General features: G+C 62.8%; 10 protein-coding genes and 1 pseudogene. 7 read left to right on the top strand and 4 right to left on the bottom strand.

From position 1 onward, the window contains the following. The 5 genes from BM436_RS13485 to tnpB all read left to right on the top strand — a co-directional run. Positions 1-1,266, top strand: a 1,266-nt coding sequence (locus tag BM436_RS13485) for a glycoside hydrolase family 43 protein (RefSeq protein ID WP_093556051.1), incomplete at its 5' end; no start/stop codon positions are given. Positions 1,267-1,291: 25 nt separating this feature from the next. Beyond that, positions 1,292-3,328, top strand: coding sequence for a glycoside hydrolase family 127 protein (locus BM436_RS13480; RefSeq protein WP_218164850.1), 2,037 nt, complete (start codon positions 1,292-1,294; stop codon positions 3,326-3,328). 157 nt (positions 3,329-3,485) lie between these two features. Then, positions 3,486-5,090, top strand: a complete 1,605-nt coding sequence (locus tag BM436_RS13475) for a rhamnogalacturonidase (RefSeq protein ID WP_177307174.1) — start codon at positions 3,486-3,488, stop codon at positions 5,088-5,090. Between the two features lie 315 nt (positions 5,091-5,405). Continuing rightward, positions 5,406-5,834, top strand: a complete 429-nt coding sequence (locus BM436_RS37060) for a hypothetical protein (protein WP_177307172.1) — start codon at positions 5,406-5,408, stop codon at positions 5,832-5,834. Then, the gene (tnpB, locus tag BM436_RS13465; protein WP_143133109.1) at positions 5,831-6,190 is read left to right on the top strand and encodes an IS66 family insertion sequence element accessory protein TnpB; all 360 of its coding nucleotides are present in this window, start codon (positions 5,831-5,833) and stop codon (positions 6,188-6,190) included. Before BM436_RS37060 ends, tnpB begins: the two co-directional genes overlap by 4 nt. Before the next feature lie 8 nt (positions 6,191-6,198). On the opposite strand, the gene BM436_RS13460 is transcribed toward tnpB, so the two are convergent. From BM436_RS13460 to BM436_RS13445, 4 genes are all read right to left on the bottom strand, one after another. Continuing rightward, positions 6,199-7,059 carry an IS66 family transposase gene (locus tag BM436_RS13460; RefSeq protein WP_093556027.1) on the bottom strand — a complete coding sequence of 287 codons (861 nt, stop codon included), beginning with the start codon at positions 7,057-7,059 and terminating at the stop codon, positions 6,199-6,201. Between the two features lie 6 nt (positions 7,060-7,065). Then, on the bottom strand, positions 7,066-7,833 hold the full coding sequence (locus tag BM436_RS13455) for a hypothetical protein (protein ID WP_093556026.1): 768 nt from the start codon (positions 7,831-7,833) through the stop codon (positions 7,066-7,068). After that, positions 7,830-8,579 (bottom strand): DUF4338 domain-containing protein, encoded by a 750-nt coding sequence (locus BM436_RS13450; RefSeq protein WP_218164849.1) that lies wholly within the window; start codon positions 8,577-8,579, stop codon positions 7,830-7,832. Before BM436_RS13450 ends, BM436_RS13455 begins: the two co-directional genes overlap by 4 nt. Positions 8,580-8,970: 391 nt before the next feature. Beyond that, positions 8,971-11,409, bottom strand: coding sequence for a glycoside hydrolase family 2 TIM barrel-domain containing protein (locus BM436_RS13445; protein WP_093556025.1), 2,439 nt, complete (start codon positions 11,407-11,409; stop codon positions 8,971-8,973). A gap of 42 nt (positions 11,410-11,451) precedes the next feature. Between BM436_RS13445 and BM436_RS36175 the strand changes: the two genes are divergently transcribed. Together BM436_RS36175 and BM436_RS13440 are read left to right on the top strand one after the other, a co-directional pair. Continuing rightward, positions 11,452-11,730 carry a hypothetical protein gene (locus BM436_RS36175; protein ID WP_143133107.1) on the top strand — a complete coding sequence of 93 codons (279 nt, stop codon included), beginning with the start codon at positions 11,452-11,454 and terminating at the stop codon, positions 11,728-11,730. Positions 11,731-11,845: 115 nt separating this feature from the next. Continuing rightward, positions 11,846-12,010 (top strand): annotated as a pseudogene (locus BM436_RS13440) (IS630 family transposase); the annotation flags it as partial. Positions 12,011-12,110: the final 100 nt, after the last annotated feature.

Genomic DNA, 12,110 nt, shown 5'->3' with positions numbered 1-12,110 from the left:
TGGGCCAGCAGTCTGCGCTTCCATAAGGGTATGTATTACCTCACCACGTTTGCGCAGACCACCGGTGAAACCTATATTTTCAAAACGAAAGACATCGAAAAAGGGAATTGGAAAAGAGTTTCCTTTAAACCGGCGTACCACGACAGCAACCTGTTTTTCGACGACGATGGCAAAGCCTATCTCATTCACGATGCGCACAAACTCAAAATCGTTGAGTTAAATGACGATCTGACGGGCGTCAAACCAGGCGTTCCGGAGAAAGTTCTCATCGAAAACGCCGACGCGCCAGGCGGCCCGGAATACGACCTGAACGCCGAAGGATCCCAATTATTCAAGGTAAAAGGTAAATATTATTTATTTAATATTTCCGCACCAAGGGGCAAAGGCCGGACTGTGCTCATACACAGGGCAGATAATCTCAACGGCCCGTGGGAAGGAAGAGTTGCCCTGCAGGATAGGGGCATCGCTCAAGGCGGATTGATCGACACGCCCGATGGGCGTTGGTTTGCTTATCTCTTCCGCGATTACGGTTCTGTCGGCCGGATCCCTTATCTGGTTCCCGTAAAGTGGGAAGACGGTTGGCCCGTGTTGGGTGAAAATGGTAAAGCCCCGGACAAGCTGGACCTGCCTGCCAGTACAGGCTTGATTCCGAATTTGGTTGCCTCCGATGAGTTTGATCGCAAGAAGGGACAAAAAGCGTTACCTCTGGTTTGGCAATGGAATCACAATCCGGATAACAAGCTCTGGTCCGTGCAAGAAAGAAAGGGATATCTGCGGCTGAAAACAGCCAGGATCGACACCTCGTTTGTACAGGCAAGAAATACACTGACGCAACGCACTATCGGCCCAACGAGCACTGGCTCGACTTTACTGGACGCTTCCAAAATGAAGGAGGGGGATTTTGCGGGATTAAGCGCCTTCCAGAAAAATTTCGGGCAGGTTGGCGTCAAGGTCCAAGATGGCAAGAAATGGATCGTCATGGTCAATGCCGGCTCGGATAAACCTGTGGAAGTGCAGCAGGTTCCGCTGACACAAAACCACGTCTATTTAAGGATCGATTGCGACTTTACCGATCTGAAAGACCAAGCAAAATTCTTTTATAGCATCGATGGAAAAGTGTGGAATCCCATCGGAGACACATTGAAAATGACCTACGCCATACCGCATTTCATGGGGTATCGCTTTGGCTTGTTCAACTATGCGACAAAAAATACCGGCGGACATGTGGATTTTGATTGGTTCAGAATTAAGTACCAAGATAAATAATGAGTAACGACTAACCCGCATACACATGAAATTTCAGAAGATCTCCCGCACCGCGGCAATCCCCGGCGACGCCTGGGGCCGCAGGCTTCCGGCGGATCGCGATCGACGCCGCCTGCTGCAGGCCATGGCCGCTGCGCCACTGCTGCTTGGCATGCCGGCCCTAGAAGGTAAAGATTTTCGCTATCGCGAAAACGGGCGCGTTACGCAGGGTCGGGACATGTCCCGCCAATTCCCTGCATCACCCCTGGCCGGCGAGGAAGGCGCCGAAGGCGAAACCGCGCAGCCTTTCCCCATGTCGGCTGTGCGGCTGCTCGACGGTCCTTTCAACACGTCCCAGCGCCTCAACGCGCGCTACCTCGAGTCGCTGAACTGCGACCGTCTGTTGCACAATTACCGGAAAAGTGCGGGCCTCGTTCCGAAGGCGCCGGTGTACGGCGGATGGGATGCGGAGGGCCTTTGCCCGGGACACACCCTGGGCCATTTCTTGAGCGCCTGCTCGATGATGTGGGCGTCCACCGGACGAGAGGAGCTGCGCGCCAGGATCGACTACATCATCGGCGAGTTGCTCGCCTGCCAGGAAGCGGCGCCCAGCGGCCTGGTGTGCGGCTTCCCCGATGGCGATGCGCAACTGCGCAATTGCCTGGCCGGCCGGCCCGTCGTTGGCGTGCCCTGGTACACGCTGCACAAGTTGATGGCCGGGCTGCGCGACACGTTTGTGCACCTGCGCAATGCCCAGGCGCTCGCGCTGCTGGTGCGTATCGCCGACTGGGTCGACGAGGCCGCGCGGCCGGTCGACGAGCCGCGCTTTCAAAAGATGCTCGACCTGGAGCACGGCGGCATGAGCGAAGTGCTGGCCGACTTGCACACGCTGACCGGGGAGGCGCGCTACCTGCGCCTGGCTGAACGCTTCAGCCACCGGACACTGCTCGCACCGCTTGCCGAAGGGCGCGACACCCTCGACGGCATGCACGCCAACACGCAGATCCCCAAGGTGATCGGATTCGCCCGGCTGCACACACTCACGGGACAGGCGCACTACCGGCAGGCCGCGCTCACCTTCTGGCGCACCGTGGTCGAGCAGCGCTCGTTTGCGACGGGGGGGCATGGCGACAACGAGCACTTCTTTCCGCCCACCGAGTTCGAGAAGCACCTGGCCTCGGCCTCGACCATGGAAACCTGTTGCACCTACAATATGCTGCGCCTGACGCGGGCCTTGTTCGCCGCGCGGCCATCGGCCGCCTACGCCGACTTTTACGAACGTGCCTTGTTCAACGGCATCCTCGCCTCCCAGGATCCGGACAGCGGTGCACTCACCTACTTCCAGGCCACCCGGCGCACCTATCCGAAACTCTACGGCACGCATGAGCGTTCCTTCTTCTGCTGCACCGGCACGGGGATGGAAAATCACGCCAAGCACGGCGATTCCATCTATTTCCATCATCGGGATGTGTTGTATGTGAACCTGTATATGGCGTCGGATCTGCAATGGGCCGACCAGGGCGTGCGGCTGCGCCAGACGACCAGTTTCCCCGAGCGCGGCGGCAGCCGATTGACGCTGCGGCTGGAGCGGCCCACAAAGCTCGTCCTCAAGCTGCGCCACCCCGGCTGGTGCCGGCAGATGAGCGTGCGCCTGAATGGGCGCAAACTCATCGACAGCGACCAGGCCGGGCGCTACGTGGAGCTCGCGCGCACCTGGCGCGACGGCGACGTCCTCGATGTCGATCTGCCGATGCATGTGCACTTGGCGCCCTTGCCGAACGCACCCAAGCTTGCAGCGCTCATGTATGGGCCCCTGGTGCTGGCGGCGCGCGTGGCCGGCCCCGCCATGGCGCCCGGCGCCGATCTGGTTGCGCACAACGTGTCTTATAACAAAACGTTCACGGAGCCGCTGGAGATCCTCCCGCTGCGCCTCGGTGGCGCTGGCCTCGACGGCGCGGTCCGGCCCGGCACTGGCGCGCTGGCTTTCCGTCTGAGCGGGCCGGACCTGGGAGATGGTTACGAACTGCTGCCGTTCCATAAAATCGCGCACGGCTACTACAACTTGTATTGGCGGGTCGGCTGACCCGTCCTTAACTGGGGGGGGCGAGAAGTTGAGCGCCACGAGCACCAACACGGCGGCCGGCCAACGCCCCCAAAAAAACGATGCCCCCTTTTTTGCGAGTCATTAAGAAATGAAAACTAAACACGTAACACACAAGCCGCTGTTGCCGAGCACGGCAATGATGACTGCCGCCGCCTTGCCACCTACACGCAGACACTTCCTGGCACGGGCCGTTGCGCTCGCTGCCGCGCTGCCGGCGTGCGCGCTGGCGGCGCCGCCCATACCGACGAGCTCGTTGTTCGACGTCAAGCGCTTCGGCGCCAAGGGCGATGGCCGCACGCTCGACTCGCCGGCGGTCAATGCCGCCATTGCCGCCGCGGCGGCCGCGGGCGGGGGCACCGTCTATTTTCCGCCGGGGCGCTACCTGTCGGCGTCGATCAGGCTCAAGAGCAAGATCACGCTCTACCTGGAAGCGGGCGCGGTGATCGAGGCGGTTGACGCGAGCGTGGCGCGCTACGATCTGCCCGAGCCGAACGAGGCCGGCGGCAACTATCAGGACTACGGCCACAGCCACTGGCAAACCGGCCTGATCTGGGGCATTGGCCTCAATAACGTGGCCATCGTGGGTGGCGGCTTAATCCATGGCAAAGGCTTGGTTAGCGGCCACGACAAGAACACCGGCTACTACACCCCCGAGCCTGACCAGCCCGGCGAAGGCGACAAGGCGATCGCGCTGCGCGAGTGCAGCAACGTGACCTTGCGCGATTTCTCGATCTTGCATGGCGGCCATTTCGGCATACTGGCGACCGGCTGCCGCAATATGCTGGTCGACCACCTGACCATCGACACCAACCGCGACGGCATGAACATCGACGCGTGCACCAACGTGCGCGTCACGAATTGCACGCTGAATACGCCCTGGGACGATGCGATTTGCCTCAAGGCCAGCTACGGCCTGGGGCGCATCCAGCACTGCGAAAACATCACGATCTCCGATTGCATGGTGTCGGGCAATTTCGACGAGGGCAGCGTGATTGACGGCACCTTCAAGCGCAGTGCGCCGGAATACCGGTCGGGGCGATATGGCCGCATCAAGCTGGGTACCGAATCGAATGGCGACTTCAAGCACATCACCATCACGAACTGTATTTTCGACGAGTGCAAGGGCCTGGCGATCGAAAGCGTGGACGGTTCGCACATCGAGAACATGACGATTTCCAACATCACCATGCGCAATGTGGTGAACGATCCAATCTTCATACGCTTGGGCGCGCGCCTGCGCGGACCGAACAAGCCGCCGGTGGGCAGCATCAAGCGCATCAATATCAGCAATATTGTCGTTTCCGGTGCGTTGCGCAATCACGCCTGCACCATCGCCGGGCTGATCGGGCATCCGATCGAGGATATTCGCATCAGCAATGTGCAGATAGAAACGCAGGGCGGCGGCGAGGCGGCCTGGAGCGCGCTGGTGCCGCCCGAACTTCCCAATGGCTATCCGGAGCCGGGCATGTTTGGCAAGGCGCCGTCGTATGCGTTTTACATGCGTCACGTGAAGGCAGTCGAGGTTCATCACGTCAAGGTCGGCTACGTCCAGCCGGAGGGGCGCACCGCGGTCGTGCTGGACGATGTCCACGATGTCAGCTTCCATGCCGTCAATCTGCAGCGCGGGCAGGGCGGAGCGGCGCTGTTCGAGCTGCGCGGGGTCAGCGAATTCTCGGCCAAGGATGTGCGTGGCATGCCGGACCGCGAGGTCCGGGGGCATGTGGATGCGCTGACATTGTAGACACGGTGGAAGACAGAGGGGCTCGCGGCCGGCCAGCGCCCGCCCCTGTATCTGCGCGGCCGCCAGGCTGGCCTGCGCGCGCTGTTCAAGATTCCGGAATTGGCAGGTTCACGTGTTAACTGCGATCCTTGGCTAGTTTATCAGCGTACATCTTGAACAATACCGCGACCAAAACTTGGCGCTTACTCTCCGTGCCACGCCAATAGATGAACAGTGACGGGAAGTTCATTTTCATCGTGTCCTTCCGGTAAGGCTGCATGATTTTTCTTGGCGCTCTTGATAACGTCATTCCCCATAGCACTCAAACGAATGGGGATGAACATGACGATGGCGACGATGGCTGCACAAGCCGAGCAATCCGACGAGAGCCTTGAACAGGTCAAGCAGCGCTTTGCGCTTTGGCGCTCTGGGCGCAAGCGCGGCGCCCATGTCACGGACACATTGTGGGCGGCGGCCGTGGGTTTGGTGGGGCGGCACGACGTGGCGCGCGTGGCCCGTGAATTGGGTGTCGATGCCGGCCGGTTGAAGAAGCGCCTCGAGCGCGGCGTTGTCCAAACGCCTGCCGGACGTGGCGGCAAGTGCGAAGTTCGGTTTGTCGAGCTGTTCGCACCGCCGGCGGCCGCGCCAGCCGGTGCCGCGTGCGTCGTCGACATGCGCAATGGCCGTGGCGGCACGATGCGCGTCGAGTTGGCGAACGGCGACGCCCTGGCCGTCCTGGCCGGCGCGTTCTGGAGCGCGCGGTGATTCAAGTCACGCCGCACATGCGCATCCTGGTGGCGGTCGAGCCGGTCGACTTCCGCGCCGGGATCGACGCCCTGGTGGGCGTGTGCCGGCAACGGCTGGCCAGCGATCCCTTCGACGGCGGCCTGTTCGTCTTCGCGAACCGGCGCCGCAGCGCGATCAAGATCCTGGTCTATGACGGCAATGGCTTTTGGCTGTGCCAGAAGCGCTTGTCGAGCGGCAAATTCGCCTATTGGCCGGATGGGCTGCCCCCGGCGCGCGCGTTCGAAGCATGCGAACTGCAGGTGCTGCTGATGGGCGGCGATCCGACCCGGGCCAGCGTGCCGCCGCCGTGGCGGGCGCTACGCACGGCGCGGTAAACGATCGCTCACGCGCCGCTTGGCGGCGCCGCCAGGTAGTTCCAAGGCAGCCATCGCTGCGGCGCCAGCGCCACCGCCGTGGCGTGTTTTTGCAATGCCTGCAAATAGCTGAACGGGTTGGCGCCGCACGACTGGCACGTGAAGATCAGGCTCATGTAAATATCGCCCACCTCGGCCCCGCGCTTGCTTCGGTAAAACAGCGAGTTCTTGCGGTGGCAGATCGCCTTCTTCAAGGCCAACTCGCAAATGTTGTTGTCCAGCGGGGCGCCCGGCTCCCGCAGAAACAGCGTCAGCGCCGGCCAGTGCTTGAGCATGTAGCGCAAGGCTTGGCCCAGGCCGCTATTCGGTTCGACCTGCTTGTGCGCCAATTGCTTGTACATCCAGAGATGGAGCCGCAACATCAAGGCCGCGCTGTTGCCGCGATGGTGGTCGAGGCGTTGCATGGCGCTCATGTGCCGCTCTTTGCAATGGGCGTCGTTCCGGTACAGCCGGGCCAAACTGTCGATCACGTGCTGGCACGGCGCGGGGAAGTTCTCGGCCACTTCGACGAATTTCCTGCGGCCGTGGGCGATGCAGTGGCTGAGGATGGTCTTGAAGTCTCCCTTCATATTGGCCGTCAGGGCGTCGCACATCTGGATCGGCGCCGCCAGCGCCGCGGCCCGGTGCGCCAGCACGCGCGCCAGGTTGCCGCCGGCATGCTCGGGACCGGTGAAGAACAACATCGCCTTGTGCGTGCCCAGCAGTGCGACGATGCCCGAGGTGCTGATCGCGCGGGCGGCGGGCATGACATCGCCCGCCGCCTCGGCCTTCGCGCGGCGCTCGCCCATCAGGGCCAGGATGCGCGCCGGGGTGTCGTCGTTGTGCAGCACCTCGCCCTAGGCGGCTTGCCGGATCAACTCCTCGAAGACCTGGCGCGGGCCGTCCACCGCCTTCGAGACGATGTCCCACTGGGTTGCGTCGGGCAGCGGCACGCCCAGGCAAGACTGCAGCGCGTCGAGCCGGTGGAAGGGCATGCCGCTGCCATAACGCAGCAAGGCGATCATGCTGGCGCAACTGGCGTCGTATTTGCCAGCGTCGACACCGGCCGGCAGGGACGCGGTGAAGATCGCCTCGCATAGCCGGCAGCGCACGCTGACGCGCTGGTAGATGGTGGCGCCGATCGGCAACTGGGCCGCCATCTTGACCACCACCCTCGGCTCGGCAAGGTAAAGTTTGCCAACCCCGCACTCGGGGCATCGCTGGCCCGCTTGCACGCTCGGGGGGGTGCAGACGACGACGGTGGCGCCGGGATAGGCGTCGGCGCCGTTGCGACCGTGACCCTTGGCGCGCTTGCGCTCGCCGGCGGCGGGGGGAGCGCTCGGCGCCGCAGCCACCCCGCTGGCCTGTTCCTGCTCATCTCCGGCGCGGCAGCCGAGCTCCTTGCACACGGCCGCGCGGCGCTCGCTTTGCTTGCCGAACAGCATGTGGCGAAAGCGCTTGAGCGTCATCCTCGCATTTTGCAGGGCCAGCATCACGTACGCGAACGTCGTCAGTACCCGTTCGAGCAGCTCGTATTGCGGTTGCGGAAACGCGGCGGCCTTGGCCAGCGCCAGAATCTCGTCGAGCTCGGCCTGCGTGGCGGATACGAGCTCGGGCGGCTTCATTTGGCACCCGGATGCGCCAGGCGCTGCCGGAAATCCTTCACCAGCGGGTAGCCCAGGATCTGCTTGAGCGGCCGGTTCGCCTTGCTGCTGGTGGCGTCCTTGCCCCGTCCCGTCGTCAATCCCAGCAGTATCCAGTTGGCAGCGCGGTAGCAGGTGCCACGGAAACGCTGCGGATCGACGAAGGTTTCCAGGTAGTGGACCGGATGGCCGTAGGCGCGCCGCCAGTCGCCCGCGATCTCGCGCGCCACGCGCCCCAGCAGATGCGACGCGAGATGCGGCACGACCACCCAGGGCAGGATCAGGAAGCGGGTGTTGTAGGCGAGCAGGCCGATGTTCTTCAGCCGCGCCTCGGGCGACCAGCCGATGAAACGGTCGCGTTCGCCCAAGTGGCGCGGCGCCGAACTCCATGCCAGGCAGGCCACCGGCCGGCCGCCGGCGTAGGCCATGTACTTCAGATGTTCGCCCACCGGCTGGGTGTAGCCGAGATAGTGGTGTTGCTCCATCAGGCTGTTGAATAAGGCCTCGTCGGGGGTGCGCCGAACTTGTCGCAATTCAAGCGCGCCAAGCCCGGCCAAGCTGGTGTGCAGCGGCGTGTCGTCGATCTCGGCCGGTGCCGGCTTGGTGCGCCGGGCCAAAGGGTTGTTGCGCAGGTAACGCACCGGCGGCAATTCGATGTGGCCCTCCCTGTGCAGTTCCAGCATCAGGCCACGGCACACCATGTCGCGCAACGCGCCGTTCGCTTGCACCCAGTTCCATGCATGGCTTCTTGGACAGGTCGCGCCGGCTCGACGCGGGATGGTCGGCGATGAGCTGGCGGATGAAGATCACGTCACTGTGGGTGACGGCCCGGTGTCGGTGGCTCAGGATGGTTTCCATGCAACCCATCGTAGCGAGGGTTGCGGTGGAACGTAAGCTGAAAATGAAAATCGGGCAAGCGGCAACAACGGTGTAAACCAATACCATCAAAGGCGAGCGAATTCATGCAGCTTTACCGGAAGGACACCATAGCCGCGATTGTCGCCTGCCGGCCTGATTGCGCTGGCTGTGCTGACGCTACTTTTGAAACTGGATATCGGGTTCGTCGCAATCAGCATCGGTCTGGTGCTTATGTGAGGCGGTACTGCCCTGCGGAGTGCTTCAAGGCGTCACCGCATCGAGCCGCATGCGCTGGACCGGCATACCTTCAGCGGCGATTTCCAAATAAATCGGGCCGGCCGCAACGCCGGTACGAATCGCCGCCACCACCCTGCCGTGGAAAGTGACGCGTTCGCCCGATTGCAAGCTGGAAACATCGATCGGATTGCCGTTCCCCGCGCCGCCCAGCGCGCCGGCCCCGGTCACACTGAACTTGACCTTGCGGTCGCCGGCGCGGGCATAGATGGGTACGCCGTCGCGATCGACCAGTTCGACCGTCACATAGGCCACGTCGGCGCCATCGGCCTTCAGCTGCGGGCGGTCAACAGCAAGCTTGAACGATGCCGGCTGCCCCGCCGTGCGCAATTGCCACTGGCCGGCAGCCTTACCGTCCTTGTAGCCGACGGCCACCAGGCGGCCCGGTGCATAGCGCACGGTGAAACGGGCCTTGTATTCGCTGCCGACATCCACTTTCTGGCGACCCAGGCTCTGGTCATTGAGGAAAAGCTCGACTTCGGAGAATTCCGAATACACCACCACATCGAGCGGCTTGCCTTCCTGTCCCGCCCAGGACCAGCTTGGATGAACCTCGTCGTGCGCCCAGTCGTTGCGCGGCCGCACAGTGTGGAACAGGTCGCGACCGGGCAGGTCCTGCGTGCCCGCCGGCTGGGCCACGAAGGCAGAAATCGGATCGATGCCGGTTTTCCAGACCACTTGGCGATAATAGGCGGCCGGCCGCTTGCGCCCGGTCGCATCGATCTCCCCGCAATAGGCAAGGTGCCAGGGATACGGCCCGATAGTCCACCAGTCCTTGTTGTAGCCCATCCAGCCGATCCCGCTCTCGCCAAGGTAATCGATCGCCGTCCACACGAAATCGCCGATCACCCACGGCTGGGTTTCCACCGCGCGCCAGTAGCTGAAGGCAGCCTTGGGCAGGGATTCGGCGGTGTACATCACGCGCGCCGGGAATTTCTTGTGGTCGCGTTCGAACAGATGAGCCATGTAGTTATAGCCGCCCACATCGAGCTCGGCGAAGTCGCCGGCGATGGCCGGCGCCTCGCTGCTGATTGCCTGCGTCACCTGGCGGGTCGGATCGAGGCGGCGGACCCGCTGGGCCAGCTGGCGCGCGGTCTGCACGGCCTCGGGCGTGCCCTGCTCCGGAATCTCGTTGCCGATGCTCCAGAACAGTACGCTCGGATGGTTGCGGCCGCTGACAACCATGCTGTCCACATCCTGCTGCCAGTCGCTGTCGAAGAAGCGCGAATAGTCGGCGCCCCGTTTGCCTTTGCGCCACATGTCAAACGCTTCGTTAATCACGAGCATCCCAAGCTCATCGGCGGCATTCAATGTCGCCTGGCTGGCGGGATTGTGGGAGCTGCGGATGGCGTTGTAGCCGGCGTCCTTCATCAGCGCGACCTTGCGGGCGTCGGCGGCGGGCAGGCCGGCGGCGCCGAGCATGTAGTTGTCGTGGTGGATATTCCCGCCGCGCAGCAATACCTTCTCGCCATTGACCCGCAAGCCGTTCTGCGCGTCCACCTCAATGGTGCGGATGCCGAAGCGGGTGCGCCGCACGTCGGTCACGACCCCGCCGACGCGCACTTCCTGGCGCAGCACGTACAGGTGCGGCGCCGACAGGCCCCACAGTTTGGGATGGTCGACCGCCAGCGCCTGCGCCGCGTCGACTTGCCCGTTGGCCGGCACCAGGTAGCGGCCGCTGGCCTGGGCCACTGTCTCGCTGCCGTCGGCGCTGGTCACGGCCGTGAACAGCTCGACCCGCTGCGCCTTCGCGCGGCCGTTGCGCAGTGTCGCGCGCACATCGACGGCGGCGCGCTGGGCATTGGCGCGCGGGGTTGCCACCGACACGCTGTCCGGATCGATATGCAGCGGGTCCAGCAGCTCGAGCGTCACGGGACGGATCAGGCCGGAGCCGGCGTACCAGCGCGACGACGGATCCTTGTGGCGCGCCCGCACCGCGATCACGTTGCGCCCGGCGCGCACCTTGCCCGTCAGGTCCAGGGTGAATGCCGTATAGCCGTAGCGGTGTTGCCCCACCTTCGCGCCGTTCAGCCAGATTTCGGCATCCATGTAGACCGCTTCGAAATGAAGCCGCACCACACCGGCTGCCTCGGCCGCGCTCAAGCTGAGGTCGCGCCGGTACCATCCGGTGCCGCCAGGCAGGTAGCCCGTGTCCCACCCACCCGCGACGGCGCGATCGAAGGGCGGCGAACCGTCGGCCTTGTCCATGATGGACCAGTCATGCGGCACCGCCACCTTGCGCCATGCGGCGTCGTTGAAGTCAAGCTGCTCGGCGCCCGCCAACTCCCCGGCCATGAAACGCCAGTCCGCTGTCAGGCGGCGCTCCGCGGCGCCGGCCGGAAGTGCGGCCAGCGCCAGCACCAGCGCAATCGGCAGCCAGCCCGCGCATTTCATCAATTTGGACATGTGTAACGTCGCCTTTTCATCAATTATGGGACTCGGGCTCAAGTGATCTTCAGCGCGCAGGCGCTGGCACTGGCGCTGGCGCTGGCGCAGGCAAGTGCAGGCATGTCGGCTCACCCGGGGCCGATTCGGCCGCAGGTTCACGGCAAAAGCGGGAAAATCACGCTTGGACCGTTGTGTATCGCTCGAAAACGATGTGAAATATTATGGGCGCAGTTCAGTGTCACCGCTATTGTCAAAATCGTTAATTCCAAGACTCATTTTTCGCAGTCGACTCACAAAACACGCTATGCCGATGGCCACTTAAGCAGTAAGCAAAGATAACTTGAACAATTAGAGATCAAGAACTAACGTCGCGCGGCATTAGTCGATAGTTCCATTCACCATGGAAATCATCGCGTTCAATGGCAAGGGTGGCGAGCTCCTCATCAGATATCTTGAGGCCCAAGTATGGGCGCACGTGAAGCGACAAGTCAGCAAGCAATTCGTGCAAGACAAAGAGGGCATGAAGAAACTGGCCCTCGGTGCGCTGCGTCGCATTCAAAAATTGCCAGCGATGGTCAAGTCGTTCTTCAAGCAGCAGGAATGCCGATACGCCGCCTAAGGCCTTACTTTACTTTCTAGAAGGTTAGTAATAACGCCGAACCAAAGTTCTTCAAATGGACAAAATCGGCCGACGCCATGCTCGCGAGCATCGGGCGATT

The organism is Pseudoduganella namucuonensis (assembly GCF_900116645.1).
GTDB classification, from domain to species: Bacteria; Pseudomonadota; Gammaproteobacteria; order Burkholderiales; family Burkholderiaceae_D; genus Rugamonas; species Rugamonas namucuonensis.
This window is presented reverse-complemented; position numbering and strand designations above follow the sequence as displayed.

Coding starts and splice junctions, on each gene's coding strand:
- BM436_RS13480 (WP_218164850.1), top strand. CDS start 1,292: ATGAAATTTCAGAAGATCTCCCGCACCGCGGCAATCCCCGGCGACGCC.
- BM436_RS13475 (WP_177307174.1), top strand. CDS start 3,486: ATGATGACTGCCGCCGCCTTGCCACCTACACGCAGACACTTCCTGGCA.
- BM436_RS37060 (WP_177307172.1), top strand. CDS start 5,406: ATGAACATGACGATGGCGACGATGGCTGCACAAGCCGAGCAATCCGAC.
- BM436_RS13445 (WP_093556025.1), bottom strand. CDS start 11,409: ATGTCCAAATTGATGAAATGCGCGGGCTGGCTGCCGATTGCGCTGGTG.
- BM436_RS13455 (WP_093556026.1), bottom strand. CDS start 7,833: ATGAAGCCGCCCGAGCTCGTATCCGCCACGCAGGCCGAGCTCGACGAG.